Source organism: Cupriavidus sp. 86D6 (genome assembly GCF_057815095.1).
On the sequence record NZ_JBYPSB010000003.1, the window covers coordinates 1 to 25,844 of the forward strand.

The 25,844-nt window shown below is 65.6% G+C and carries 18 protein-coding genes; 12 read left to right on the forward strand and 6 right to left on the reverse strand.

Annotated features, from left to right (window positions below):
- Nucleotides 1-340: 340 nt before the first annotated feature.
- From AC3G88_RS09050 to adeC, 4 genes are all read left to right on the forward strand, one after another.
- Nucleotides 341-724 carry an endonuclease gene (locus tag AC3G88_RS09050; RefSeq protein WP_488893351.1) on the forward strand — a complete coding sequence of 128 codons (384 nt, stop codon included), beginning with the start codon at nucleotides 341-343 and terminating at the stop codon, nucleotides 722-724.
- A gap of 788 nt (nucleotides 725-1,512) precedes the next feature.
- Nucleotides 1,513-2,676, forward strand: a complete 1,164-nt coding sequence (locus tag AC3G88_RS09055) for an efflux RND transporter periplasmic adaptor subunit (protein ID WP_488772819.1) — start codon at nucleotides 1,513-1,515, stop codon at nucleotides 2,674-2,676.
- A gap of 26 nt (nucleotides 2,677-2,702) precedes the next feature.
- Entirely contained in the window at nucleotides 2,703-5,849 is a 3,147-nt protein-coding gene (locus AC3G88_RS09060; protein ID WP_400394429.1) for an efflux RND transporter permease subunit, read from the forward strand.
- Nucleotides 5,846-7,327, forward strand: coding sequence for an AdeC/AdeK/OprM family multidrug efflux complex outer membrane factor (gene adeC / locus AC3G88_RS09065; protein ID WP_488772818.1), 1,482 nt, complete (start codon nucleotides 5,846-5,848; stop codon nucleotides 7,325-7,327). The genes AC3G88_RS09060 and adeC overlap by 4 nt, the downstream gene beginning before the upstream one ends.
- A 119-nt stretch (nucleotides 7,328-7,446) precedes the next feature.
- Here adeC and rocF read toward each other — a convergent pair whose 3' ends face one another.
- Nucleotides 7,447-8,349: an arginase gene (rocF, locus tag AC3G88_RS09070; protein WP_488772817.1), complete on the reverse strand. Its 903-nt coding sequence runs from the start codon at nucleotides 8,347-8,349 to the stop codon at nucleotides 7,447-7,449.
- A gap of 218 nt (nucleotides 8,350-8,567) precedes the next feature.
- Here rocF and AC3G88_RS09075 point away from each other — a divergent pair, with 218 nt between their 5' ends.
- Nucleotides 8,568-10,178 carry an MFS transporter gene (locus AC3G88_RS09075; protein ID WP_488893352.1) on the forward strand — a complete coding sequence of 537 codons (1,611 nt, stop codon included), beginning with the start codon at nucleotides 8,568-8,570 and terminating at the stop codon, nucleotides 10,176-10,178.
- 24 nt (nucleotides 10,179-10,202) lie between these two features.
- Nucleotides 10,203-10,658, forward strand: coding sequence for a MarR family winged helix-turn-helix transcriptional regulator (locus tag AC3G88_RS09080; protein ID WP_092602590.1), 456 nt, complete (start codon nucleotides 10,203-10,205; stop codon nucleotides 10,656-10,658).
- Nucleotides 10,659-10,683: 25 nt separating this feature from the next.
- On the opposite strand, the gene AC3G88_RS09085 is transcribed toward AC3G88_RS09080, so the two are convergent.
- The 3 genes from AC3G88_RS09085 to AC3G88_RS09095 form a co-directional block, all read right to left on the reverse strand.
- Entirely contained in the window at nucleotides 10,684-11,961 is a 1,278-nt protein-coding gene (locus AC3G88_RS09085; RefSeq protein ID WP_488772815.1) for a cobyrinic acid a,c-diamide synthase CobB, read from the reverse strand.
- Between the two features lie 161 nt (nucleotides 11,962-12,122).
- The gene (locus tag AC3G88_RS09090) at nucleotides 12,123-12,788 is read right to left on the reverse strand and encodes a response regulator (protein ID WP_488772814.1); all 666 of its coding nucleotides are present in this window, start codon (nucleotides 12,786-12,788) and stop codon (nucleotides 12,123-12,125) included.
- Nucleotides 12,789-13,123: 335 nt separating this feature from the next.
- Nucleotides 13,124-14,080: a LysR family transcriptional regulator gene (locus tag AC3G88_RS09095; protein ID WP_153949183.1), complete on the reverse strand. Its 957-nt coding sequence runs from the start codon at nucleotides 14,078-14,080 to the stop codon at nucleotides 13,124-13,126.
- 847 nt (nucleotides 14,081-14,927) lie between these two features.
- Between AC3G88_RS09095 and AC3G88_RS09100 the strand changes: the two genes are divergently transcribed.
- The 4 genes from AC3G88_RS09100 (at nucleotide 14,928) to AC3G88_RS09115 (ending at nucleotide 17,988) form a co-directional block, all read left to right on the forward strand.
- Nucleotides 14,928-15,218 carry a transposase gene (locus AC3G88_RS09100; RefSeq protein WP_194946572.1) on the forward strand — a complete coding sequence of 97 codons (291 nt, stop codon included), beginning with the start codon at nucleotides 14,928-14,930 and terminating at the stop codon, nucleotides 15,216-15,218.
- Nucleotides 15,219-15,319: 101 nt separating this feature from the next.
- Nucleotides 15,320-15,658 (forward strand): hypothetical protein, encoded by a 339-nt coding sequence (locus AC3G88_RS09105; RefSeq protein WP_153949185.1) that lies wholly within the window; start codon nucleotides 15,320-15,322, stop codon nucleotides 15,656-15,658.
- Nucleotides 15,659-15,751: 93 nt separating this feature from the next.
- Nucleotides 15,752-17,110 (forward strand): DUF3300 domain-containing protein, encoded by a 1,359-nt coding sequence (locus tag AC3G88_RS09110; protein WP_488893353.1) that lies wholly within the window; start codon nucleotides 15,752-15,754, stop codon nucleotides 17,108-17,110.
- A gap of 2 nt (nucleotides 17,111-17,112) precedes the next feature.
- Nucleotides 17,113-17,988, forward strand: a complete 876-nt coding sequence (locus AC3G88_RS09115) for a DUF2950 domain-containing protein (protein WP_488772812.1) — start codon at nucleotides 17,113-17,115, stop codon at nucleotides 17,986-17,988.
- A gap of 7 nt (nucleotides 17,989-17,995) precedes the next feature.
- Here the strand turns inward: AC3G88_RS09115 and AC3G88_RS09120 are convergent, their stop codons facing one another.
- Nucleotides 17,996-18,637 carry a Crp/Fnr family transcriptional regulator gene (locus tag AC3G88_RS09120; RefSeq protein ID WP_488772811.1) on the reverse strand — a complete coding sequence of 214 codons (642 nt, stop codon included), beginning with the start codon at nucleotides 18,635-18,637 and terminating at the stop codon, nucleotides 17,996-17,998.
- A gap of 384 nt (nucleotides 18,638-19,021) precedes the next feature.
- Here AC3G88_RS09120 and AC3G88_RS09125 point away from each other — a divergent pair, with 384 nt between their 5' ends.
- Nucleotides 19,022-20,095, forward strand: coding sequence for an extracellular catalytic domain type 1 short-chain-length polyhydroxyalkanoate depolymerase (locus tag AC3G88_RS09125; protein ID WP_488893354.1), 1,074 nt, complete (start codon nucleotides 19,022-19,024; stop codon nucleotides 20,093-20,095).
- Nucleotides 20,096-20,178: 83 nt separating this feature from the next.
- On the opposite strand, the gene AC3G88_RS09130 is transcribed toward AC3G88_RS09125, so the two are convergent.
- Nucleotides 20,179-21,489: an MFS transporter gene (locus AC3G88_RS09130; protein WP_488772809.1), complete on the reverse strand. Its 1,311-nt coding sequence runs from the start codon at nucleotides 21,487-21,489 to the stop codon at nucleotides 20,179-20,181.
- Between the two features lie 301 nt (nucleotides 21,490-21,790).
- Between AC3G88_RS09130 and AC3G88_RS09135 the strand changes: the two genes are divergently transcribed.
- On the forward strand, nucleotides 21,791-25,762 hold the full coding sequence (locus tag AC3G88_RS09135; protein ID WP_488772808.1) for a DUF748 domain-containing protein: 3,972 nt from the start codon (nucleotides 21,791-21,793) through the stop codon (nucleotides 25,760-25,762).
- Nucleotides 25,763-25,844: the final 82 nt, after the last annotated feature.

The following is a 25,844-nucleotide window of genomic DNA, read 5'->3' on the forward strand; positions in this document are numbered from 1 at the left end:
GTGCGGACTACCCGTGTGAAAGTAGGTCATCGCCAGGCTCTTATACCCAGAACCCCCAAGCCCTTAAAGCTTGGGGGTTTTGCTTTGGCGGGTGCGAAACGTGCGAGCGCATTCGAGTCCCGCACACCCTCCTGCGTCGCGCATTCCAGGCGCGCGGACAGTCGGCAGCGGTGCAGCCGTTACAGTAGTCTTGTAAAAGCGCATGCAGACACCGGCTCAACCTTCGATATTTCCCCTTATATTGTGCCCAATAAGGCGCAAATATAACCGGCACGGCTTTCGCTCCGTAGTGGCTACAGGGACAGCACCTCCGTTGTTCCACTGCTTTCCGGAGCTGACCATGCCAATGATTCGACCCCGAAGTGTTATCGCCGCAGGCGCACTTGCGCTGCTTTCGATCTCGGCTTTCGCCCAGATGACGCCGGGTCCGCGCGATCCGTATACCCAAGGTGGTGCGACCAGCGGGACTTACGATCCCAACACCAGTGGAGCCCGCGCCGGCGACAAGTTCGATCCGTACTCCCAGGGTGCGGACAGTTCGACAAGGCAAAACCTGGCCCCGCAACCGCAGACTTATCAGTCGCCTGCCCCGTCGTACCAGCCAGCGCCGACTGCTGGCATGGCTCCTGACAGCGCGCCCGGCTATCGGGGCGACATGCGCTGGAGCGGGCCGATGCTCGGCACCCGACTGGGTCCTCGCAATCGTTTCCTCGACGGCGCATAACGAACTTATCCGTCATCGAAATACGACGTCCCCGCCTGTTGGCGGGGATTTTCATTGGCGCGCCTGGCACTCACTGCCTCGAACCACTGTCCCGGCTACGCAACACACTGTCTCGCGAACCGGCAAATCGGTGCCCGGTCCCCTTCGATCCGGCGGTCATCGTTTCAAGTTTCCCCGATTCGATCGAGTATTTCACTTCATTACGCGCAATTTTCTGTCATCCTGATTTATCTCCGAGCTGGTAGCATATCGGCCGACGCGCGAAATAGGCAGCATGCTTATTGAACTGTTTGCCAGGCAGGCGGCTCAAATGCTGCATTGCGGTATCGACGGCTCACCTTGGAGGAGGGAGCGGTCAAAGCCGGCAGTTTCGGCGCATATTGTGTGAAAGGCGCCACAACAGACATGAGCGTCTGCAGATATCGGTGAAAACGATTATTGTTGTCGGTCGGCAGGACGATGCCCGCACAGATCGGCGCACGGCCTACGCATGCAACGGTAATCCCGATAATCGAAGATCGGGCAGGACATTTGAGAGTACGGGGAGCAGGATCGTCCTGATGGGCGGCCCTGTGCCGGACGCGCGCGCGGCGTGGCCGGTGTTCAGATTTTCCTCCAGGCCGGCGAAGCCGGCGAAAGCAGGGGCCCATGGTGACAATCCGTTGAGCCGTAATCCGATACGTGCCTGGTGACAGGTACGCCAATTGCGTCCACGCGCGCCGTGGCGCCCACCCGGCCCAGGCCGGGAACAAGAAGACCAATTCCGTTTCATCCTCGAGGAAATCGCTATGCAAGCAATGCGCGCCAGGCGTGCTTTGATTCCAGGCATGCTGGCTCTTGCCGTGACGGCTCTGACCGCCTGCGGCAAGAAGAATGAAGCCCCCGCGGCCCAGACGCCTGAAGTGAAAGTTGTCACGCTGAAGGACGAAACCGTCACGCTGGATACGTCCCTTCCCGGTCGCACCCTGCCTTACCGGATCGCCGAAGTTCGCCCGCAGGTCAACGGCATCATTCAGAAACGTCTGTTTGTCGAAGGCACGGACGTCAAGCAGGGGCAGCAGCTGTACCAGATCGATCCATCCACCTACGAAGCCACGGCGAAGAGCGCCGAGGCCACGCTTGCGTCGTCGAAACTGCTCGCCGAACGCTACGGCCGTCTGGTCGGCGACGAAGCGGTCAGCAAGCAGCAGTACGCCGAAGCCCAGGCGTCGTACCTGCAGTCAAAGGCTGCCGTGGACCAGGCCCACATCAACCTGCGTTACACCCGTGTGCTGGCACCGATTTCGGGCCGCATCAGCCGTTCGCTGGTGACCGAAGGCGCGCTGGTCACCAACGGCCAGGCCAACGCGCTGGCCACGATCCAGCAGCTCGACCCCATCTATGTGGATGTGACCCAACCGTCGGCGGCGATCCTGCGCCTGCGCAAGGAACTGTCCGATGGCAAGCTGCAGGGCGCCGGCGCCAATGCCGCCAAGGTGACGCTGCAGCTCGAGGATGGCAGCACCTATTCCCAGGCCGGCCGGCTGGAATTTTCCGAAGTGGCCGTGGATCAGAGCACCGGATCGGTGACGCTGCGCGCGGTGTTCCCGAACCCGCGCAATGAACTGCTGCCCGGCATGTTCGTGCACGCGCGCCTGGCCGAAGGCGTGCGGCAATCGGCCATCCTGGCGCCGCAACGTGCCGTGACGCGTGACCTGAAGGGCCAGCCCACGTCGCTGGTGGTCAACGCCAACAACGAAGTGGAACTGCGCGTGCTCAAGACGGACCGCACCATCGGCACCAGCTGGCTGGTGACCGACGGCCTCAAGGCCGGCGACCGTGTCATCGTCGAAGGCCTGCAGTTCGTGCGCCCTGGCGCCAAGGTGAAGGCTACCGAAGCCACTGCGGCGCAGGCGGGTGCAGGACCTGCCTCCGCACCGGCCGCCGCTTCGGCGCCGGCCGCCAAGTCCTGACCGGGACCGACGCATAAGGATTTTCCATGTCTAATTTCTTTATCGAGCGGCCGATCTTTGCGTGGGTGATCGCGCTCGTGATCATGCTGGCGGGCGTGCTGTCGATACGCTCGCTGCCGGTCACGCAATACCCCGCCATCGCGCCGCCCACGATCGCCATCTCGGTGAACTATCCGGGCGCATCGGCACAGACCGTGCAGGACACGGTGGTGCAGGTGATCGAGCAGCAGTTGAACGGCCTGGACCGGTTGCGCTACATCTCGTCAGAGTCGAACTCCGACGGCAGCATGACCATCACGGCGACGTTCGAGCAGGGCACCAACCCCGATATCGCGCAGGTGCAGGTCCAGAACAAGCTGGCCCTGGCTCAGCCTTTGTTGCCGCAGGAAGTGCAGCAGCAGGGCATCCGCGTGACCAAGTCGGTGCGTAACTTCCTGATCATCGTCGGCCTGATCTCGACCGATCCGGCGACCACGCGCGAAGACCTATCGAACTACATCGTCTCGAACCTGCAGGATCCGATCTCGCGGACTTCGGGCGTGGGTGACTTCCAGGTGTTTGGTTCGCAGTACGCCATGCGGATCTGGCTCGACCCGGCCAAGCTCAACAGCTTCCAGCTGGCGCCGCTCGATGTCAGCAACGCCATCAAGGCGCAGAACGTCCAGGTGGCCTCGGGCCAACTGGGCGGCCTGCCGGCGGTGCGCGGGCAGCAGCTCAACGCCACGGTGATCGGCAAGACCCGTCTGCAGACCGCCGAGCAGTTCGGCGACATCCTGCTGAAGGTGAACCCCGATGGCTCGCAGGTGCGCCTGCGCGACGTGGCCGAAGTCGGGCTGGGTGGCCAGGATTACTCGATCAACGCGCAGTACAACGGCAGGCCCGCTTCGGGTATCGCCATTCGTCTGGCATCGGGTGCCAACGCGCTCGAAACGGTCAAGAACATCCACAACACGCTGAACCAGCTGGAGCCGTCGTTCCCGCCGGGCATCAAGGCGGTGTTCCCGTATGACACCACGCCGGTGATCGCCGACTCCATCCAGGAAGTGGTCAAGACGCTGCTCGAAGCCATCGTGCTGGTGTTCCTGGTGATGTACCTGTTCCTGCAAAACTTCCGCGCCACGCTGATCCCGACGATCGCCGTGCCGGTGGTGCTGCTGGGCACGTTCGGCGTGCTGGCCGCCTTTGGCTATTCGATCAACACCCTGACCATGTTCGGGATGGTGCTGGCAATCGGCCTGCTGGTCGACGATGCCATCGTGGTGGTGGAAAACGTCGAGCGGGTGATGTCCGAGGAGGGGCTGGGGCCGAAGGAGGCCGCCCGGAAATCGATGGGGCAGATCCAGGGCGCCCTGGTGGGTATCGCGCTGGTGCTGTCCGCCGTGTTCCTGCCGATGGCGTTCTTTGGCGGCTCCACCGGCGTGATCTATCGCCAGTTCTCGATCACGATCGTCTCCGCGATGGTGCTGTCTGTGCTGGTGGCACTGATCCTGACGCCGGCGCTGTGCGCGACGATGCTCAAGCCGATCGAAAAGGGCGACCACGGCGAGCACAAGGCCGGCTTCTTCGGCTGGTTCAACCGCGGTTTCATCCGGTCCACGCAGAAGTACGAACGTGGCGTGGTGGGCATTCTCAAGCGCCGCGCCCCGTTCCTGCTGGTCTACGTGCTGATCCTGCTGGTCATGGCCTTCCTGTTCACGCGGATCCCGACGTCGTTCCTGCCGGAAGAAGACCAGGGCGTGCTGTATGCCCAGGTGCAGACGCCGCCGGGTTCGTCGGCCGAGCGGACGCAGGCCGTGCTGGACCAGATGCGCAACTACCTGCTCAATGACGAAGGCAAGATCGTGGAATCGCTGTTCACGGTCAACGGCTTCAATTTTGCCGGTCGTGGCCAGAGCTCGGGTCTCGCGTTCATCCTGCTCAAGCCGTTCAAGGATCGCGAAGGCGATGCCACGAGCGTGTTCGACCTGGCCAAGCGTGCGCAAGCCAAGTTCGGCACATTCCGCGACTCTTTGGCCTTTGCCTTTGCGCCGCCCGCCGTGCAGGAGCTTGGCAACGCCACCGGCTTCGACTTCTACATGCAGGACCAGGCCGGCCTGGGCCACGAGGCGCTGATGGAAGCCCGCAACAAGTTCCTGGCGCTGGCCGCCAAGAACCCGGCGCTGCAACGCGTGCGGCCGAACGGCCTGAACGACGAGCCGCAGTACGTGCTCGAGATCGACGACGAACGCGCGCGGGCGCTGGGCATCTCGCTGAGCGACATCAACAGCACGGTGTCGATCGCGTGGGGTTCCAGCTACGTGAACGACTTCATCGACCGTGGCCGCGTCAAGCGCGTGTACCTGCAGGGCCGTCCCAACGCGCGGATGAACCCCGAGGACCTGAACAAGTGGTTCGTGCGCAACGACAAGGGCGACATGGTGCCGTTCTCGGCGTTTGCCACCGGCAAGTGGGGGTATGGCTCGCCGAAGCTGCAACGCTACAACGGCGTACCGGCCGTGGAAATCCTGGGCGAGCCGGCAGCCGGCAAGAGTTCGGGTGAGGCCATGGCCGCTGTCGAGGAAATCATGAAGCAGATGCCGCAGGGTATCGCGTACTCGTGGACCGGCCTGTCGTACGAAGAGCGCCTGTCGGGTGCGCAGGCGCCGGCGCTCTACGCGCTGTCGCTGCTGGTGGTGTTCCTGTGTCTGGCGGCCCTGTATGAAAGCTGGGCGATTCCGTTCTCGGTGATGCTGGTGGTGCCGCTGGGCGTGATCGGCGCCCTGCTGGCGACGCTGGCGCGCGGACTGTCGAACGACGTGTTCTTCCAGGTGGGCCTGCTCACCACGGTGGGCCTGTCGGCCAAGAACGCGATCCTGATCGTCGAGTTCGCCAAGGACCTGCATGACCAGGGCAAGGGCGTGATCGAGGCGGCGGTCGAGGCCTGCCGCATGCGTCTGCGTCCGATCATCATGACATCGCTGGCGTTCATGCTTGGCGTGTTCCCGCTGGCGGTGTCGCAGGGCGCCGGCGCGGGCAGCCAGCACGCCATCGGTACCGGCGTGATCGGCGGCATGATCACCGCCACCGTGCTCGCCATCTTCTGGGTGCCGCTGTTCTTCGTCGTGGTGACGTCGATCAAGGAGCGGCGCCGCAAGTCCGGACCGTCCTCCCAGGAAACGGGAGCCCAAGCATGAGAAAGACGCTACTTTGCCTGGCCGCAGCGGCGGCCCTTGCCGGCTGCAGCCTGATCCCATCGTATGAACGCCCGGCCGCGCCGGTCGATGCCGCGTATCCGCAAGGAGACGCCTACGCCGCTTCTGCCGGCGATGCGCAGGTGGCTGCCGCGGCGGAGCTTGGCTGGCGCGATTACTTTGCCGATCCGCGCCTGCAGCGGCTGATCCAGATCGCGCTGGACAACAACCGCGACCTGCGCGTGGCGGCGCTCAACGTCGACGCCTATCGCGCGCAGTACCGCATCCAGCGTGCCGACCTGTTCCCCGAGGTGGGGGCGACCGGCCAGGGCACGCGCCAGCGCGTGCCGGCGGATCTTTCCTCTACCGGCCAGCGTGTGATCAGCAGCCAGTACGGCGTGTCGCTGGGCACCACGGCATGGGAGCTCGACCTGTTCGGGCGGCTGCGCAGTCTCAGCGAAGCGGCGCTGGAGCAATATTTCGCCAGCGAGGAAGCGCGCCGCAGCACGCAGATCGCGCTGGTGGCCAGCGTGGCCAATGCCTATCTGACGCAACTGGCGGACGAAGCGAACCTTCAGGTCACGCGTGACACGCTCGGTGCGTACGAGCGCACGTACAACCTCACGCGGCGCAGCTTCGAGGAAGGCATTGCATCGCGGCTGGACCTGCGCCAGTCGCAGACGCAGGTCGAGAACGCGCGGGCACAGCTGTCGCGCTATACGCGCCTGGTGGCGCAGGATGTCAACGCGCTCACGCTGCTGCTGGGCGCCGGTATCCCGGCCGACCTGCCTGCGGGCCTGACGCTGGACCAGAAGCTCGTGGCGGAAGTGCCAGCCGGCATGCCGTCGGACCTGCTGCAGTTCCGCCCCGACATCCTGTCGGCCGAGCACCGCCTGAAATCGGCCAATGCCGATATCGGCGCGGCGCGCGCGGCGTTCTTCCCGCGCATCACGCTGACGGCGTCGGGTGGGACGGCCAGTCGCCAGCTGTCCGGCCTGTTCGATGCGGGATCGGGCACGTGGCTGTTCTCGCCGCAGATCACGCTGCCGATCTTCACGGCCGGCAGCCTGCGCGCAAGCCTGGACTACGCGAAGATCCAGAAGGACATCAACGTCGCCACGTACGAGCGCACCGTGCAGTCTGCGTTCCGCGAGGTGTCCGATGGCCTGGCCGCACGCGGCACGTTCACCGATCAGGTGGCGGCACAGACCCGGCTGGTAGAGGCTAGTTCGGACTACTACCAGCTGGCGGAAGGGCGCTACCGTACCGGCGTGGACAGCTACCTGACCGTGCTAGATGCGCAGCGCCAGCTGTTCACGGCGCGCCAGGCGCTGATCGAGGCCCGCCTGAACCAGCTGACCAGCGAGGTCAACCTCTACAAGGCGCTGGGCGGCGGCCTGAACGAGGCCACCGGCGCACCGGCGCCCGACGCCGGCACCACCACGGGCAGCACGTCGAACGGCAGCAAGTCGGCGTCCTGATCGGCACTGCGGCATGGTCCGCAGGCAATGAGGGAGGCAGCTTCGGGCTGCCTCTTTTTTTGGCCGACGATGCGTCCGGTGCCATGCGCCGCGAGCGGCAGGCATGGCGCCGTAGCCGCCTACAACGTCGATTTGCCGAACAGGCTTTCGAGCAGCTCCACCACCAGTTCGGCCGTCTGGTTGTGCACGTCGCGCGCGGGATTCAGTTCGAGCACGTCGAGCGAGCCGAGCGCGCCGGTATCCTCGATCATCTCCAGGGCAAGGTGGGCTTCGCGGTAGGTCGGGCCGCCGCGCACGGGCGTGCCCACGCCAGGCGCGATCTGGCTGTCCAGGAAATCGACATCGAAGCTGACGTGCAGGTGCGTATTGCCGTCGATACCCGCCAGGGCGTGCTCCATGGTCAGGCGCATGCCGTTCTCGTCGATATAGCGCATGTCATAGACCGTCAGGCCCAGTTCCCGCAGCCGCATCTTCTCTTCGGCATCGACGCTGCGGATGCCGATCTGGCGGATCTGCCGCGCCGTCACAGCCGGGGTGACGCCGCTGAGCGCAGTCAGCGGTGCCGGCCCGTCGCCGCAAAGGCAGGCCACCGGCATGCCGTGTATGTTGCCGGTAGGGCTGGTGCTGCCGGTATTGGCATCGGCGTGGGCGTCGAGCCACAGCACCATCAGTCGCTTGCCCTGTTCGCGACAGTGGCGGGCGGCCGCGCTGACCGACCCGATGGCCAGGCAATGATCGCCCCCCATCAGCAGCGGCATGTGGCCCGCCGCCAGCGTCGCATAGGCGGTCTCGAAAACCTGCTCGTTCCAGGTCAGCACCTCCTGCAGATGCCGCATGCCGTCGACCGGCGCCTGCCACGGGTTGCCCGGCCCACTCAGGTTGCCCAGGTCGCGGACCTGCAGCCCGTTGCGGGCCAGCGCACTGGCGATGTCGGCCACGCGTAATGCGTCCGGGCCCATCGAAGCGCCGCGAATGCTGGCACCGACATCGGTGGGCGCGCCAATCAATGTGACTGACTTCATGCAATCTCCCCGGAGCTGGATGAATGTGTCGTGGGCCCGGTGCATCGAATGTCTCCTGTGATGCACCCGTGGCCCGCTGTCAATGAATGTGCTGATACCCATCATCGCACCGATCCTGAAAACCATCGTAGGAACGCCAAAAATCTTCTGCCGGAACAAATTGCCGCCCCTATAATCTGAAGATCATTGATCGCACAATTATTGATCGGGCAATAGATATGGCATCGGATTCGGGGCACACGCAGGGCAAGGCACAGGCAGGCAGCCAAGGGCAGGTCTTGCCATTTCGCGAGTCGCTGCTGGCGATGCTCGGCATTGCCTTTGTCGTGATGCTGGTCGCACTGGACCAGACCGTGGTGTCCACGGCGCTGCCGACCGTGGTGGCCGAGCTGCAGGGGTTCGAGTACTACGCGTGGGTGGCCACGGCATATCTGCTCACTTCGGTGGTCACGGTGCCGATCTTCGGCCGGCTCGGGGATTACTACGGGCGCAAGCCGTTTGTGCTGGCGTCGATCGTCGTCTTTCTGGTGGCTTCGGTGTTATGCGGCATGGCTTCGAGCATGCCGTACCTGGTGGCGGCGCGTGCGCTGCAGGGAATTGGCGGCGGCATGCTGGTCGGCACGGCGTTCGCCTGTGTTCCCGACCTGTTTCCCGATTCGCATGTGCGTCTGCGCTGGCAGGTCATCCTGAGCACGGCATTCGGGCTGGCCAACGCGCTCGGCCCGTCGCTGGGCGGGCTGCTGACCGAATGGTATGGCTGGCGCGCGGTGTTCTATATCAATGTGCCCGTGGGCCTAGTGGGGCTGGTGATCGCCTGGCGCTACCTGCCGCATCTACGCCAGTCGCGGCATGAGGGGCCGATTCGCATCGACTGGCTCGGGGCGCTGCTGATTGCGGCCGGGCTGGGCAGCCTGCAGCTGTCGGTGGAATGGTTGCCGGAACGCGGCTTCGACATCGTGACCATCGGCCTGCTGGTGCTGTCCTTCGCGTCGTTCATCGCGCTGTGGCAATGGTCGCGCCGGTGCGAGGCGCCGATCCTGCCGCTCGACATGTTCCGCAATCCGGCGCTGGCGCTGTTCCTGCTGGGCGTCCTGGGCGGTTTTGCGATGTTCGCGCTGCTGCTGTACGCGCCGCTGCTGTTCCAGGGCGGATTTGGCTATTCGCCGAAGGAAGCCGGCCTGCTGGTCACGCCGCTGGTGGTCTGCATTACCGTCGGCAGCATCGTCAATGGCCGTATCATTACGCGCATTCCGCAGCCCAACAGCATGCTGTATGCAGGGTTTGCCATGCTGGCGCTGGCGCTGCTCGGCCTGTCGCAGGCGACGCGCAGCATGCATCACAATGTGCTGCTGGCCATCATGCTGTGCGCCGGCCTGGGGCTCGGCTTCGTCCTGCCTAACCTGACCGTATTCGCACAACAGACGGCGGGGCGCGCGCACCTGGGCATCGCCACCGCCATGTTGCAGTCTCTGCGCATGGTGGGCGGCATGGTGGGCACGGCGCTGGTGGGGACGCTGGTGACGCGCAGCTACACCACAGGGGTGACGGCGTCGCTGGCAGCGGCGAATGCATCGGACTGGGCGTCCCGGCTGACCGATCCGCAGATCCTGATCGACAAGGCCGCCCAGGCGGAATTGCTGACCCATCTGCAAAAGGCAGGGCACAATGGAGCCCTGCTGCTGGAACAGGCGCGGGTGTCGCTGGTAAGCGCCATCCATCTTGGCCTGTTGCTGGCGGCCGTCGCGGCGCTGATCGGCATATGGCGGGTGCGCCGCGTACCGCCGATCAGGCTGGCGCGGGTGCATGAACCCGCGATGGCCGCGGACTGATATCTGCCAACTGGAGACTCGATTTTGGAACTGGAGCGACAAAGCCTGGCCGTGCTGCAACAGTTCGGACGCACTTACCGCGCATACGCCGCCGCGTTCGAACAGCGCATCGGGCATCCGTTGCCGCGCTGGCGCATTCTGTTTGCCCTGTACGGACACGAAGGCCCGATTGCGCAAAAGCCGCTGGCCGACCGCGTGGGCATGGACCCGGGCGCCCTCACGCGCCAACTCAAGGCGCTCCAGGAACTGGGCTGGATCGAGCGTTCCACGAGCGAGCGCGACAACCGCATGACCAACGTGACGCTCACCCAGCTGGGCCGCGACATCGTTGACCAGGCCATGCCGCGCCGTTCGGCATTCCTGCAGGACGTACTGACGGGCGTGTCGGAAACAACGATGCACAACCTGTCGAAGGGGCTGGCCCAGCTGGAAGCCGGCATCGCCGACGCCGTGGCACGCACCGAACGCGACGCCGCCTGACCCGCCGCCCGCTATCGCGCTTCCGTCAGCATGCGCCCAGCACCGCCGCAATCGCGGCGGGATTCGACGGAAAATAAAAATGGACGTACGACGCGGTGAGGCTGCCGGCCTGATAGACCGCTTCTCCCGTGCCGCCATCGCGTGGCGACACGGCCCTGACCGCTGGCGTCAGCGGCGTTGCTGCGCTCGAATAGTGGAACGTATGGCCGCGCAGCACTTCGCCTGTGCCCGGTAGTGTGACGGCCTGGTGGCCAATCGCAGCGAGCCTGCGCTGCATCGTCACCGTTCCGGGCAGCAGACCGGCCATGGCATGGCTGACGCCGTCCTTGTCGAAGAGGCGCTCGAACAGCGCCATCATTCCGCCGCATTCCGCCAGTATCGGCACGCCGCGCGCATGCGCGTCGCGCAGTGCATCGTGCATCGCCGAGTTGGCTGCCAGTGTGGCGCCATGCAGCTCAGGGTATCCGCCCGGAAGCCACACGGCGTCGCAAGGCGGCAAGGCGTGGTCGCGCAGCGGCGAAAACCATGCGACATGCGCGCCCATAGCCGTCAGCGTATCGAGGTTGGCCGGATAGATGAAGCGGAAGGCGTCGTCACGCGCAATGGCGATGCGCTTGCCCGCCAGCAGCCGTGGCAGCGGGGCCGCAGTGTTGGCCGGCCCAAACGTCACGGGCGCGGGCAGGTGCGACAGCGGCAGTGCGGCCAATGCGTCGGCCAGCCTGTCGAGCCGCGTCATCAGGTCCGGCAGTTCGTCGGCACTGAACAGTCCAAGATGCCGCTCAGGCAGGCTGGCCGATGCGTCGCGGGCCAGCGCGCCGGCCCACGCAATGCCCGGCGGCACGCTTTCGCGCAGCATCTCGGCATGACGGGCCGTGGCAACGCCATTGGCCAGCACATGCATCGCCCGGAACGGCTCGCCGTAGTGCGCCAGCCCGTAGGCCAGCGCACCGAACGTCTGGGCCATCGCGCCGGCCTGGATCACCGCCAGCACCGGCAGGCCGAACAGGCGCGCCACATCGGCGCTGCTCGGCGTGCCGTCGTGCAGGCCCATCACGCCTTCCACCAGGATCAGGTCTGCGTCGGCCGCGGCGTCGCCCAGGCGCGCCCTGGCATCGGCTTCGCCCGTCATCCAGAGATCGATCGACTGCACTGGCGCGCCGCTTGCCGCGGCCAGCAGCGTCGGGTCCAGGAAATCGGGCCCCGTCTTGAAGACCCGCACGCGGCGGCCCTGGCGTGCGTGCAGCCGCGCCAGCGCCGCGGTGACGGTGGTCTTGCCCTGGCCTGACGCTGGTGCGGCGATCATCAAGGCGGGCACCGCGCGGCCAGGGGGCGCGTCGGGAGGTAGCGAAGGCGGTGGCGATGTCGGCAACATGAACGTAGCGGGTGCGGCGGGCCGGTCCCCGCACGGTGAGGGCTTCGGAGGGGCCGGTTGGCGTGGCCGATTATAGCGAGCGGCGTCCATGGTCATCCGCCTTGTGGCAGCACCATGCCCTGCAGGGCCGCACATTCGAACAGCTCGCGGTCGTTGGTGACCCCGAGCTTGTGCATGGCGCAGTTCTTCTGCCGGCTGATGGTCTTGACGCTGCGGCACAGCGTGGCGGCAATCTCGGTGACCGAGCGTCCGGTCAGGTACAGGCGCAGCACTTCCGTTTCGCGCGCCGACAGCCGCTGCATGCCTTCGCGCCCGATCGGCATCATGGGGCGCACTTCGGTCGGCGCCAACGCCCGTAGCGCCGACTTGCCGATATAGGTGAAGCCGCGCTGGGCACGGGCAATCGCTGTCACGATTTCGGAAAGCTGGCTGTCCTTGAGCAGCAGGCCCTGCACGCGGACATCGAGTATCGTGCGCAGCACCAGCGGATTCGTGATCATCGTCAGCACCACGACCGCCATGGCCGGATAGCGGCGGCGCAAGGCCGTGAGCAGGCGTACGCCATCGAGCTCGGCCGGCCCGGGCATGTGATAGTCGGTGACCACGACATCGGGCCGCAAGTTGTCGGCCTGCTGCAGCAGGTCGGTGGCACTGATCACTTCCCCGCAGACCTCCCAGCCGGTCTGCGTCTGCAACCTGGCCCGGATCGCCGCCGTAATGACGGGGTGGTCGTCGGCCAGCAAAATCCTCAACGTCATCCATCGACTCCTGTCCTGTTCACATGGCTCTTCAGCGTTCGGCTTCGCGCTGGCGTCAAAAAATGCGCCGCACGCGGGAGTGGCGTGCGGCGCCAACACGCATCGACTGCGTGCACGCGCATGGCGGACTGCATGGGAGACAGCCCGCAACACTGCGATGCCCGGCGAGGTTAATGCCCGCAGGCGCGGATGGGAGTAAGAGGATTCGCAAAATGCACGAAAGACTGCTGCGATTGCGCAGGGGAAATGCAGACGGCCCCGCGATGTCGCCATCGCGGGGCCGTGTCAGTGGGTCGGGGCCGTAGTTGGGGCTGGTGCTGGCCGGATCGCCAGGCTCAGGCGATCGCCGCCAGCGCGGGGGTGCGGTGCTGTGCGTGGCGGCGCCCGTCGATGGCCTTGAGCGGATCGCGCAGGATCGACGCGCCCACGTCCATGATGTCGCGCAGCGCGGCGGGGTCCTGTGCCCGCTGCGGCGTCCAGAAATGCAGCGCCGCCCAGGCCGGAAACGCGGCAGGCGGTGCCAGCAGCCGGGTTTTGCGGTCGCGGGTGACCAGCGGCACGTTGAAATCCAGGACCGGGCAGATGCCGCCGGCGGAATGCAGCAGCGTGATCTGCGTATGCCATGACGGCACCACGGTCTCGCGATGGCCTGGCGTATTGGCGCGCCGCGCCAGAAACGCATGCAACGGGCTGCCGCTTTCGCAGTCCTCCTGCAGCAGGATCCAGTCGGTTTCCGCTTCGTCGTTCGTGCCCCCACGCGCGGCGCTTACCAGGCGGCGCGGCGTGGCCAGGATGCTATGCGGCAGCACGCTGTCGGGCACGTTGGCGCCATCCACCACGAACGCGCAATCGAGATGGCCGGCGTCGAGACTGTCCCCCAGCGACGCATCGGCAATGACCGGCCGCGTGACGAAGCTGTCATGTGGAAAGCGTTCGCACAGCGTGGTAAGGATTTCCGTGATGACCGGATCGCCGATCGACGATGAGAATCCGATCGAAATGCGCCGACGGTTGCCGGTGGCATGGGCCGAGTGGTCCTGCGGCTGGACCAGATGGTTCCAGCGCGCCAGGATTTGCCGGGCCGTCTGTTCGAGCCGCAGCGCGTGGGGCGTAGGCTCCAGCGTGCCATTGCGCTTGACGAACAGCGCATCGCCGGTGATCTCTCGCAGGCGGGCCAGGCTGTAGGCCACGGTTGGAATGCGTCCCTGTGTGCAAGCTGCCACCGCGCCGAGGTCGCGGTACTCCATGAGCAGGACGAACACATGCAATAGCTTGGTACTGACGTGCCGCATACTGACTTCTCCCGATCCGAACTTCTGTTTTTCTTGTTGTGGCGAAGCGTTGCAACTTCGTGACTGCGAGACCTGCCGTTGCCGGTCCTGCCATCACGCAACGCCTGCGACCTGTACAGCATGAAACTACGGGGGGCGGGAACGAAAAACATGTGCGCCCGGGCAATGCCACCCGCGTCTTTGCACGCGGGTATATCCACGATTGCCGCGCTTCTTCGACAGCGCATCGAAGGCATGTGCGGTACGGCAGTGGCTCCTCTTCCTCAGGCCCGGACCCGGCAATCGCCATCATCACCATGGCGGTGAAGGGGCTGCCGGACGCCTGTCTGGGTGCGCCGGGGAGGCGTGCCCTGCAGGCGTTTGAAATTTAGTTGATGCGAAGAAATCTTAATACAACATTTTGGAAACTACTAGAACGGCGTGTGATGTCATGTTTGTCATCTGACTTGCAAAGGCCCCTTTGTTCGCACATCCATACAAAGCGAAAACCCGCATGACACGTACGTCGCAGGGCGATGCACCTGACGCGGCACTGACCCGGAGGCGATTGCACGGTGTGCCAGAAAAGTGTTTCAACCCGATGTTCCGGCATGAATTCGGAATCGGAATATTCCAAGATGGAAAAACAAAATTTGGTCGCGGTGCCAAGGCTTGCGCCATAGGGGCGGAGTCCGCATGGGATGGCCGCCGCCAGCGTCGTTGATCATGCCGATGCTTTCATTCAATTTGCTTAACTCGTGCGGCGAAGACACTGAATTCCTTTTGCGCAAGGGCTGGGCTACCTTACCGGCATGAACGGCAGGCCGTTGCGCCCGCCGCGCGGGGGGAGCCACGAGCGGAGGCATCGGTGAACAGACGCTATTCGGAGGAGCAGATCCGCATGTACCTCGCCGAGGCCGCGAATGGCGTGCCCGTGCGGGAACTGTGCGCGCGCTATGGTTTCAGCGATGCCTCGTTCTACGGCTGGCGTGCCAGGTATGGTCCGACACGGCATGGCGACGGCGCCGACACGCGGCGCGTGCGTCAGCTCGAGGAAGAAAATGTGCGCCTGAAGAGTATGCTTGCGGATGCGCTGCTGCAACTTGAGCTGCTGCGCAACCGAACCGGCAGGCGGAGCCACGGCAAGACGGATGCATGACATCGTGCCCGGACACCTCGCCTGCCGGAAGCCGTCGCAAGGCAACTTCGATGTTGCCAATGAATTCTGGAGTTTTTCTGGTGAGAAAGGTTTTGGCAGCCATGGCTGCAGCCGTATGCGTGGTCCCATTCGTTGCCTACGGGCAGGCGCCATCGACGGATCCGTCCACGCCGATGATCGCCCCGCCGCCCCCGCGCATGCTTGATCCCGCCACGTCCACGGTAGATGATCCGGGCGGCGCGTCAGGCACATCGCAGCGCGAGCATTGCCGCCAGCTGCTCGACAAGATCAATGCATTGCCCGCGGGGCCGCAGTGGTCGCAGGGCCAGTCGAATGTCACCACCGCCGACGGGCGCAGCTATTCCACGCTCGAACGCGCGCCGGAACGCAAGCGCCTGGAAGAAGCCTACCGGCAGGAGTGCGCGCAGGCCCGCAAGTAAGTCAATCAGTCAGCCAGTCAGTCGGGGTAACGGGCCTGGGCCAGCATTGGCAGGCAGGTGTAGCGGTCCTTTTTCGTCATTGAGGGAGTGATCATGTTGCGCGTGCGACGAATCGTGGCCTGGCTGCTCGGGCTGACCCTGCTTGCCACGGCTGGCAGTGCGTTGGCCCAGGCCAAGCTGGACAAGCCTCATCTTGACCAGTTGCTGGCGCCCGTGGCGCTTTATCCCGATGCGCTGCTGTCGCAGGTGCTGATGGCTTCGACCTATCCCGCCGACGTGGCGGCAGCCGCGCAGTGGTCGAAATCGAATGCAAGCCTGTCGGGCGATGCCGCCACCAAGGCCGTGGCCAATGAGCCATGGGACCCGAGCGTGCAGTCGCTGGTGGCCTTTCCGTCGGTCATGGACATGATGGGGCGCCAGCCGCAATGGGTGCAGTCGGTGGGCGATGCGTTCCTGGCGCAGCCTGACGACGTCATGGATTCGGTGCAGCGGCTGCGCGTGCAGGCCCAGAAGGCCGGCACGCTGAAGACCACCGAGCAGCAGAAGGTGGTGACGCAGCAAAGTGGCGGTACGACGATCGTACAGATCGAGCCGGCCAATCCGCAGGTCGTGTACGTGCCCGCCTACAACCCCACCGTGGTCTATGGCACGTGGCCCTATCCTGCCTATCCGCCCGCCTACTATCCGCCGCCGCCGGGCTCGGTGTTCGCGACGTCGCTGGTGGCCGGCATCGGCTTCGGGCTGGGTGTGGCGGCGGTGAATTCGATGTGGGGCGGATTCAACTGGGGCGCGCATGACGTCAACATCAACGTCAACCGCTATAACAATATCAACGTGAACCAGCGGCTCGACGTCAACCGGGCCAACGTGAACTGGCAGCACAACCCGGCCAACCGCGGCAACGTGCCGTACAACAACCCCAACGTCGCCAACCGTTTCGATGCGCAGCGGCAGCAGGCCCTGGCCAATCGGCCCCCGCCCGGACAAGCCGGTGGTCAGCGGCTGGGGCAGGGCGGTGGCGGCGTCCAGAACCCGCAGCGGCCAGGACAGGCCGGGGCCGCCCAAAGCCAGCGGGACGCCGCGCGCGACCGCGCCGCACAGTCGTTCCAGGGACGGACCGGCCAGTCGATTGCGGGACACGGCTCGCCCGGCGTCAATCGCCCGGGCGGCGGGCAGAATCCTCGCCCGGCCGGTGCAGACCGCCAGCACGCCGATCAGATGGACGCGCGCAACCGGGCCCGCGACACCAATCATGCCAACGCCTTCCACGATGCCGGCAATGGCGACCGCATGCGCCAGCAGGCCGAGCGTGGCGGTACAGGACTGCAGAGCTTCGGTGGCCAGCGGACCATGCCGGACCACGGTGGATTCCAGGGTGGCGGCGGAGGCGGCGGCCATTTCGGCGGCGGAGGCGGTGCTGGCGGCGGTCATTTCGGTCACGGTCGGAGATAACGATGAAGCACAACCAGGGAACTCGCGGAAACGCACGCGGTTGGAAGTCGTTGCGCGCGCTGGCCATGGCCGTGCTGGTCGGCGCGTCGATATCTGCGCCGGCCGTGGCGTTGGCGCAGCAGGTATTCCCGTCGCCCGAGGCGGCCATGGACGCGCTGGGCGATGGCGTGGCACGCAGCGACACCGACGCGCTCAAGCGCGTGCTGGGCGCGCAGTATCGCCGGATCGTGCCGCCCCATCTGGACCAGCAGGACATCTACGATTTTCTTGGCGCCTGGGCCAATCACCATGCTGTCCGCAAGGACGGCGAGAATACCGCCAGCGTGGAAGTGGGCGGCAGCGGCTGGACGTTTCCGGTGCCGATCGTGAAACGCAAGGCCGGATGGCAGTTCGACCTGACGGCAGGCGAGCGCGAGGTCAGGGTTCGCCGGATCGGCCGCAACGAGATCGTGGCCATGGACACGCTGCTGCAACTGGCCGATGCCCAGCAACGCTATGCCGAGCAGGTGGGCAAGGGCGCCTACGCCGGGCAACTTGTCAGCACGCCGGGCAAGACCAATGGCCTGTACTGGCCGTCGGCATCGAAGGAAAACGATAGTCCGCTGGGGCCGGATGCCCTGGCCATGGGCCCGGAGACGCCGCCCGACGAGGCGTTCTTCGGCTATCGCTACCGCGTCATCGCGCCGCCGAAGGGCAGCGACGCAAAATTCGCGTTCATCGCGTGGCCGGCGCGCTATGGCGATTCCGGCGTGCATTCGTTCATGCTGGACAGCGAGCGCCGATTCTACGAGCGCGACCTGGGCAAGGCGACGGCGTCGCGCGCGGCGGCCATCCGGACGTTCGCGCCGCAAGGGTGGAAGCCGGTGGCAAAGGAGTAGGAGTTCTTCAGTCGCCCGGGCCCCGCAGCGCCACGCGGTCGGGGTCCGCGTAGACGTCTGCCAGTCCGTCCGGATCGACGATCCGCAGCATGCGGTGCCGTACCGTAATCAGTCCCACCGACCGGAACCGCGATAGCAGCCGGGACACCGTTTCCAGGGTCAGGCCAAGGTAGCTGGCGATGTCGTTACGCGTCATCGCCAGCGTCAATCCGCCGTCGGAAATGCCGCGACGCGCCTGTTCGGCAGCCAGGTCGAGCAGCAGCATGGCCAGCCGTTGCGACGCCTTCATCGACCCAATGGCGACCATCAGTTCGGCTTGACGCCCGGCCTGCCGCCGCAGGTTGGCCAGAATGGCGGCGCGCAATGCCGGATCGGCAAGGCTGTCATGCAAGGCCTCGATGGGGATGGTGCAGCACTCGGTGTCCTGGAGCGCAACGGCGCTGGCCCCATGGGCGGCGGATTCGTTCGGCTCCAGGCCGCATACATCGCCGCACTGAAAAAAGCCGCTTACCTGCCGCCATCCCAGGCGGGATTCGTAGACCAGCTTCAGCCCACCCGTGCGCAGGGGGAAGACCGCCAGCGTAGGCCGGCCCTGCGCATACAGCACGTCGCCCGCCCGTAACCGCACCCGGCCGGGCGCAAGCGGCACGGGTGCCCGCAATGCGCTATCGCCGCAGGCATGGCGACATGCCTGGCGGAATGGACAAATTGTGCAGGATGGGGCGCTTGCGCCGGGACGTTCGAAGGACATCGTCGCGCCGATCGGTCCATGGGGTGTTTATGCGCTTCAGTATAAGTGTCCGCAAATGGCACGGATTTTCCACCGTTCTGCATTCTTTCGTCGCCATGACGTAAGTTTTTTCGAAGGCATTAACCCGTTCGGGGGCAGGACGAATTCCACAAGGAAATCTTTGTTTCCAAAATTCATGTTGCATCTTGCAAACATTGACGACAGTTCGTCACGTCGGCTGTGTTATGCTGCGTCGCACAAATAGAGGAGGAGACTCGTTCCTAGATGAGCAGGAGTCTTCATATGGCCAAAAGCCTGTCTCCGACTTGGGATGCGCAGTGGCGACAATTCGGTCGCCCGCACTCCCAGGCCGCGAAGCAAATTCGTTCCTGGCTGGGGCGCCTTGATCCGGCGCAGCCGGCTGCACGGCGGCTGCGACACCCCGCGGCGGGTGAGCCCGCGCCAGCCGAACTGCCCGGATCGTGGCAATCCCACAAGCTGGGCCTGGAACCGCTGCCGGGCGAGCTGGTGCCGCAGCTGTCGTATCGTCTCTATATTCCGTCTGGCGCCAAGGGCGCGTTGCCGCTGGTGGTGATGCTGCACGGCTGCCAGCAGACGCCCGAAGATCTGGCTGCCGGCACGCGCATGAACGCACTGGCCGAGCGCGAGGGATTCATGGTGGCTTATCCGCAGCAGCCGTTGCGCCGCTCCGTACACCGCTGCTGGCAATGGTTCGACCTGGGCGACGGCGTGGGCGGTCGCGAGGCGCAGGCCGTGGCCATGCTGATCGACGAACTGTCCAGCCGGCCTGACGTGCGCACGGGCGAGATTTATCTGGCGGGTTTGTCCGCCGGGGCGGCCATGGCTGCCGTGGTGGCGCTGCGTTATCCCGAAAAAGTCGCGGCGGTGGGTTTGCACTCGGGCGTCGTGATCGGCGCGGCCGGCAATCCGGGCGCGGGCCTGAAGGCGATGCGCCATGGCACCGAGCTGGAACCGGCTTTGCTGCTCGATGCCGCCGGCGTGACGCCGGGCGGCCCGGAAATGCCCGCCATCGTCGTGCATGGCATGACCGATGACGCCGTGAATCCCATCAATGGCCGCCTGCTGGCCCGCCAATTTCTGACCTACAACGGGCTGAGCGAACGCACCGGCGCGCGTCTGGACTGCGCCAACGATGCGCCGCCGCTGGAAGCGGGCGACTATCGGGAAGCCCGCTTTGGCCGGTGGAATCGCGACGTCGTGCGGCTGGTGGAGGTGGCTGGCCTCGATCACGCGTGGAGCGGCGGCGACGCCAGCGTGCAGTACCACAGCGACGTTGGGCCGGACGCAAGCTGGATGATGTGGCAGTTCTTCCGGCAGCATCGCCGCCTGGCGTGACGCGGCCGCCGCGGAATGGAAAAAGGGGAAGGCTTCTGGCCTTCCCCTTTTTTGTCCGCACGTGCCGGTGAATGCGCCCTGAATCAGGCTTCCCGCTTGCGCACGAACAGCGCGGTGATGATGCCCATGACGCAGACACCGACCACGTAGTGTGCCGGGGCCAGCTTGTCGGTCTTCAGCATCAGCGAGACGATGACCGGCGTCAGCCCGCCGAAGATCGCGTACGAGACGTTGTACGAGAAGGACAGTCCCGAGAAACGCACCTGCGCCGGGAAGGCATGCACCAGCACATACGGCACGGCGCCGATCGTGCCGACGAAGAAGCCGGCCAGTGCGTACAGCGGCAGCAGCAGGTCAGGGCGCGTGCCGATGGTGGTGTACAGCAGGTAGGCCGTCGCCGCCAGCAGCGCGCCGCCGATGGACAGCGTCAGGCGGGCGCCGATGCGATCGGCCAGCACGCCGGCCACCACGCAGCCAATCGACAGGAACAGCGTGGCCGCACTGTTGGCAACCAGCGCCGTGCGGGCGTCGAAGCCGAACAGCGTCTGCAGGTAGGTGGGGGTCAGCAGGATCACCACCACGATGCCGGCCGACAGCATCCAGGTCAGCAGCGCCGAGATCAGCACGGCGCCGCGATGGTCGCGCACCACGGCCTTCAGCGGCATTTCGGCGGCCAGCGCCTTGCGCTGCTGCAGTTCGGCGAACACCGGCGTCTCGTGCAGCCAGCGGCGCAGGTACATCGAACCCACGCCGAAGATGCCGCCCAGCACGAACGGCACGCGCCAGCCATGGGCCAGCAGTTCCTGCGGGTCGAAGATCGCATTGATGCCGGTGGCCACCAGCGAGCCCAGCAGGATGCCGGCCGTCAGGCCCGCCGTCAGCGTGCCGCAGGCATAGCCGATGTGGCGCTTGGGCACGTGTTCGGACACGAATACCCAGGCACCCGGCACTTCGCCGCCCACGGCGGCACCTTGCAGGATGCGCAGCACCAGCAGCAGCACCGGGGCCAGCAGGCCGATGGTCGCGTAGGTGGGCAGCAGGCCCATCAGCAGCGTCGGCACCGACATCAGCAGGATCGACAGCGTAAACATCTTCTTGCGGCCCAGCAGGTCGCCGAAGTGCGCCATGATGATGCCGCCCAGCGGGCGCGCCAGGTAGCCGGCCGCGAAAATGCCGAAGGTCTGCAGCAGGCGCAGCCAGTCCGGCACCGAAGCCGGGAAGAACAGCTGGCCAATGACCTTGGCGAAAAAGACAAAAATAATAAAATCGTAGAACTCAAGCGCGCCGCCCAATGCTGCAAGGGCAAGCGTCTTGTAGTCCTGGCCGGTCAGCGGGCGGGCGGCGTGGCCGCCTTGCGCGCCCAGTTCCCCGGCAGTACTGCTGGACGTGGACATGAAAAGACTCGCATGGATACATTCACATGCGAAGCGCGCAACACGGATGACGTGGAGGAAGACGGCCGAGGGATGACGACACGAACTTGGCGAACCGGGGCCGGCGGGTAAGCCGGCGGGCACGACGGGACGCTTCGCAAAGGCGTAAAGATACCAGATCGATGTGTTTCATCTGCGATTTTGATCAGATTGAATACTAAATCGGCCGTCGCGCTGCCATAATCCGTCTCCATAATACAAAAGCAAGTGAAATCCGGGGCACAAAGCGCGAAATGCGCGGGGTCATATATTCTGGGGTGACATGGCTTTCAAGGATTCCATCCAGGCTGCAACAGGGGCGGCCATGGCAACGCCGCGCCGGCGCGTGGCCGTGCGCGTGGCGGGCGGCGTGGTGGCTGCGCTGGCTGTTTTCGGGCTGGCCGGCTATGTTGGCGGGCCGCCGCTGATCAAATATCTGGTAGAAAAGAACGCGACCGAGGCGCTGGGCCGCAAGGTCACGCTGGGTGGCGCGCAGGTGCGGCCATTCGAACTGGGCGCGACGCTGAACGACCTGACCATTTTCGAGCCCGATGGCAAAACGCCCATGCTGACGCTGGGCGAGGTCGAGGCCAATACCTCGGCCGCGTCGATCTGGCATCTGGCGCCGGTGGTCGATTTCCTGCATGTGGACCGGCTCAGCGTGCATGTGGTGCGCAATGCCGACGGCCGCATGAGCTTTGCCGACATCCAGGAACGCTTTGCCGCCCAGCCGCCCAAACCGGCCGACAGCAAGCCGGCGCGGTTCTCGGTCAGCAATATCGCCGTGTCCAACAGCAGCTTTGTTTATGACGACAAGCTGCTTGATACCGTGCAGCGCGTGGAGAACTTCACGCTGACCCTGCCGTTCCTGTCGAACCTGCCGCACGATGTAGCCATCAATACGCGACCGTCATTGTTTGCCAAGATCAATGGCACGCCGCTGGCGCTGGACGGCACCTCGCAACCGTTTTCCGATACTCACCAGACCGACCTCAACGTGAATCTGGACGGTCTGGAATTGGCGAAGTACATGGCATTCGCGCCAAAACTGAAGGATGCGGAAGTCAAGGGCGGTCTCGTCGATACCCGGCTGAAGGTGGGCTTCCGACAGGAAAAGGACAAGCAGGACCTGTATGTGTCCGGCACGATTGCGCTGCGCGATGCCGACGTGCAGACGCACGCCGGGGCGCCGATCGTCAAGGCCGGACGTCTGGCCGTCGATCTGGACCGCGTGCAGCCGCTGGCGCACACGGCCCATGTGAAAAGCATCGAACTGGAGGGATTCGACCTGCAGGCGCTGCGTCGCCGGGACGGTACGCTGAACCTGGCCACCGCGTTCCTGCCGGCAGCGGCCCCAGCACCGAAGGCCGCGGCGCAGGCCCCGGCCAAGGCCGCGGCGCCGGCATCGGCGGCATCGGCGGCATCGGCATCCGCGCCCGCGGCCGCAGGGGTTCAGTCGCCGCCGAAGGCCGAGGAGGTGCCGTGGTCGTATGCCGTGGACCGCGTGACGGTCAAGGAAGCCAGGCTCGGGTTTGTCGACGAACTGGCGCCATCGGGCCCCGGCAAGCTCGACGTCGGCCCGGTCAACGTCGATATCGTCAATCTCGCCAGTACCGGCGACAAGCCCGCGAAGCTTGACGCCAGTATCACGATCGCCAACGGGCAGACCGTCAAGCACACCGGCGAACTGGGCCTGAAGCAGGGCACGCTGACGGGCACGCTGGAAACGGCGGGCCTGCGGCCGCAAGGCTTCTCGGCGTGGTGGCCGCGCGCGCTGCACAGCCAGCTGGGCGAGACGGCCATCAACGCCGCGCTGCATTACACGATGGCGTGGGCGCAGCCAGTGTTCCAGTTCACGCTGCAGAAATCGCGCGTCGAGCTGTCGCCGGTCTATGTGGCCACGCGCGATCCGGTCAAGGTGCCGGCCGCGCAGGGCGCATCGGCCGCCGCCAATGACAGCGATGACGATGCCAAGGCCGCACCGGCCCGGCGCGGGGCCCGGGCGGCACGTACGGCGCGCGTGGCGGATACCGCAGGCGCCAACCTGCCGCTGATCCATGCCGACAAGCTGATCCTCGACGATATCCAGCTCGACCTGGCCAAACAGACTTTCGAAGCCGGGCAAGTGGCGCTGGTGAAGCCGCGCATCGCGGCCACGCGCGATCGTCGCGGCGAGTTGCTGGAATCGGCGCAAATCTGGGCCACCGAATCTGCCGAACAGAAGGCAGCGGACCAGAAGGCCGCTGCGAAGCCGGTACCGCAGGCCAATGGCGGTGCGGCGGCGCCGGGCTGGAAGGTGCGCGTGGGCAAGGTGGCCGTGGACGGTGGCGAGGCACGGCTGGCGGACTACGCGCCTGCCGAAGTCAATCGCGGCCGTCCGGTGATCCACCAGTTCCGCAATATCGGATTGAGCACCGGCACCATCACGTGGCCGCTGTCGCCGGGCGCGTTGCCGATGAAGCTGCATGCCGAAAGCGGCCGCAAGGGCGTGATGAACATCGACGGGCAGGTCGTGCCGACCGGGCCCGCCGCGCAACTGCAACTGGACCTGCGCGATCTCGACATGGCGCCGCTGCAGCCTTATCTGGCCGATCGCTTCAACGCGGCGCTGCGCAGCGGCACGATGACGGTCAAGGGCAAGGTGGCGTACGACGCGCCGGCCGGCAAGCCGATCGCCGTGCGCTTCAGCGGCAACGCCTTTGCGGGCAACGTGCGTACCGTCGATCGCATTTCCGGGGATGACTTCCTGCGCTGGCGCGCACTGGCGGTCAATGGCATCGACTTCAGCATGGACGATGCCAAGGGGCCGATGCAGGTCGGCGTGAGCAACGTGGCGCTGAACGACTTCTATGCGCGCGTGATTCTCAATGCCAACGGCCGGCTGAACCTGCAGGACGTAGTGGCCGGTGGTGCCGAGAAGGGCGAGGCGGCGCCATCCACGAGCCTGACGCAGGCGAGCCCGGCGTCGGCCCCGGAGGCCAGGCCCGCACCGCAGGCCGCACCCGCCAGGCAAGCGGCCGGCCCGAAACCGCAGATTCGCCTGGGCGGCGTGACGATCAACAAGGGCAACATCAACTTCTCGGACTTTTTCGTCAAGCCGAACTACTCGGCCAACCTGACCGACATGAAGGGTTCGGTGTCGAAGGTGTCGTCGGCCGATCCCACGCCGGCGGACCTGGTGCTCGACGGCCGGCTCGACGACGACGCGCCGGTCAGCATCAGCGGCAAGCTTAATCCGCTGGGCGAGCAGCTCTATCTGGACATCGCGGCCAAGGCAGCCGGCGTGGAACTGACACGCCTGACGCCTTACGCGGCCAAGTACGCCGGCTACCCCATCACCAAGGGCAAGCTGACTGTCGATGTGGCGTACAAGATCGAGAACGGCAAGCTCGACGCGAGGAACCACCTGTACCTGGACCAGCTCACGTTCGGCGACAAGGTGGACAGCCCCGATGCCGTGAAGCTGCCGGTGCTGCTGGCCGTGTCGCTGCTCAAGGACCGCAATGGCGTGATCGACATCAACCTGCCGGTGTCGGGCTCGCTGTCGGATCCCGAGTTCAGCATTGGCGGCGTGATCATGCGCGTGATCGTGAACCTGCTGACCAAGGCGATCACGTCACCGTTTTCGCTGATCGCCTCGGCGTTCGGCGGCAGCGGCGAGGAGCTTGGCTATATCGAGTTCGCGCCGGGATCGTCCACGCTGACCGATGAGGGCCGCAAGAAAATCGAGACGGTGGGCAAGGCGCTGAACGACCGCCCGTCGCTGCGGCTGGAAATCAGCGGGCGGATCGACCCGGCCACCGATGCCGATGGCGCGCGCCGCGTCTGGCTGGACCAGCGCGTGGCCGAAGCCAAGCAGCGCGATCTGCGCCGGTCGGCCCAGGCTGGCGCGCAGGCCGAGGAAGGCGAGGGCGGCGACCAGGGGGCCAAGGTGACCGTGTCGAAGCAGGAGTATCCAAAGTACCTGGAAGCGGTGTACAAGCGCGAGTCGTTCAAGAAGCCGAAGAATTTCATCGGCCTGAACAAGTCGCTGCCGCCGGCCGAGATGGAAAAACTGCTGCTGGAAAACGCCCCCGTCACCGATGCCGAGCTGCGGGCGCTGGCGGACCAGCGCGCGCTGGCGGTCAAGCAGTCGCTGGAACGCGACGGCAAGGTGCCCGAGTCGAAGCTGTTCCTGACCGCGCCGAAGCTGACCGCCGAGGGCATCAAGGACAAGGGCACGCCCAACCGCGTCGACTTCTCGATCCGGCAATAGCCGTCGCCCGGCATGCTGCCCGGTGCGGCGTTTGAACGAAAGCTTCGAACGCCGCAGCCGGGGTGCCTGCACCGAAACCGCG

What these genes read in the sequence shown, in the direction of transcription:
- AC3G88_RS09050 (WP_488893351.1), top strand. Translation starts at nt 341, where the DNA reads ATGCCAATGATTCGACCCCGAAGTGTTATCGCCGCAGGCGCACTTGCG.
- AC3G88_RS09055 (WP_488772819.1), top strand. Translation starts at nt 1,513, where the DNA reads ATGCAAGCAATGCGCGCCAGGCGTGCTTTGATTCCAGGCATGCTGGCT.
- AC3G88_RS09060 (WP_400394429.1), top strand. Translation starts at nt 2,703, where the DNA reads ATGTCTAATTTCTTTATCGAGCGGCCGATCTTTGCGTGGGTGATCGCG.
- adeC (WP_488772818.1), top strand. Translation starts at nt 5,846, where the DNA reads ATGAGAAAGACGCTACTTTGCCTGGCCGCAGCGGCGGCCCTTGCCGGC.
- rocF (WP_488772817.1), bottom strand. Translation starts at nt 8,349, where the DNA reads ATGAAGTCAGTCACATTGATTGGCGCGCCCACCGATGTCGGTGCCAGC.
- AC3G88_RS09075 (WP_488893352.1), top strand. Translation starts at nt 8,568, where the DNA reads ATGGCATCGGATTCGGGGCACACGCAGGGCAAGGCACAGGCAGGCAGC.
- AC3G88_RS09085 (WP_488772815.1), bottom strand. Translation starts at nt 11,961, where the DNA reads ATGATCGCCGCACCAGCGTCAGGCCAGGGCAAGACCACCGTCACCGCG.
- AC3G88_RS09090 (WP_488772814.1), bottom strand. Translation starts at nt 12,788, where the DNA reads ATGACGTTGAGGATTTTGCTGGCCGACGACCACCCCGTCATTACGGCG.
- AC3G88_RS09095 (WP_153949183.1), bottom strand. Translation starts at nt 14,080, where the DNA reads ATGCGGCACGTCAGTACCAAGCTATTGCATGTGTTCGTCCTGCTCATG.
- AC3G88_RS09105 (WP_153949185.1), top strand. Translation starts at nt 15,320, where the DNA reads ATGGCTGCAGCCGTATGCGTGGTCCCATTCGTTGCCTACGGGCAGGCG.
- AC3G88_RS09110 (WP_488893353.1), top strand. Translation starts at nt 15,752, where the DNA reads ATGTTGCGCGTGCGACGAATCGTGGCCTGGCTGCTCGGGCTGACCCTG.
- AC3G88_RS09115 (WP_488772812.1), top strand. Translation starts at nt 17,113, where the DNA reads ATGAAGCACAACCAGGGAACTCGCGGAAACGCACGCGGTTGGAAGTCG.
- AC3G88_RS09125 (WP_488893354.1), top strand. Translation starts at nt 19,022, where the DNA reads ATGGCCAAAAGCCTGTCTCCGACTTGGGATGCGCAGTGGCGACAATTC.
- AC3G88_RS09130 (WP_488772809.1), bottom strand. Translation starts at nt 21,489, where the DNA reads ATGTCCACGTCCAGCAGTACTGCCGGGGAACTGGGCGCGCAAGGCGGC.
- AC3G88_RS09135 (WP_488772808.1), top strand. Translation starts at nt 21,791, where the DNA reads ATGGCTTTCAAGGATTCCATCCAGGCTGCAACAGGGGCGGCCATGGCA.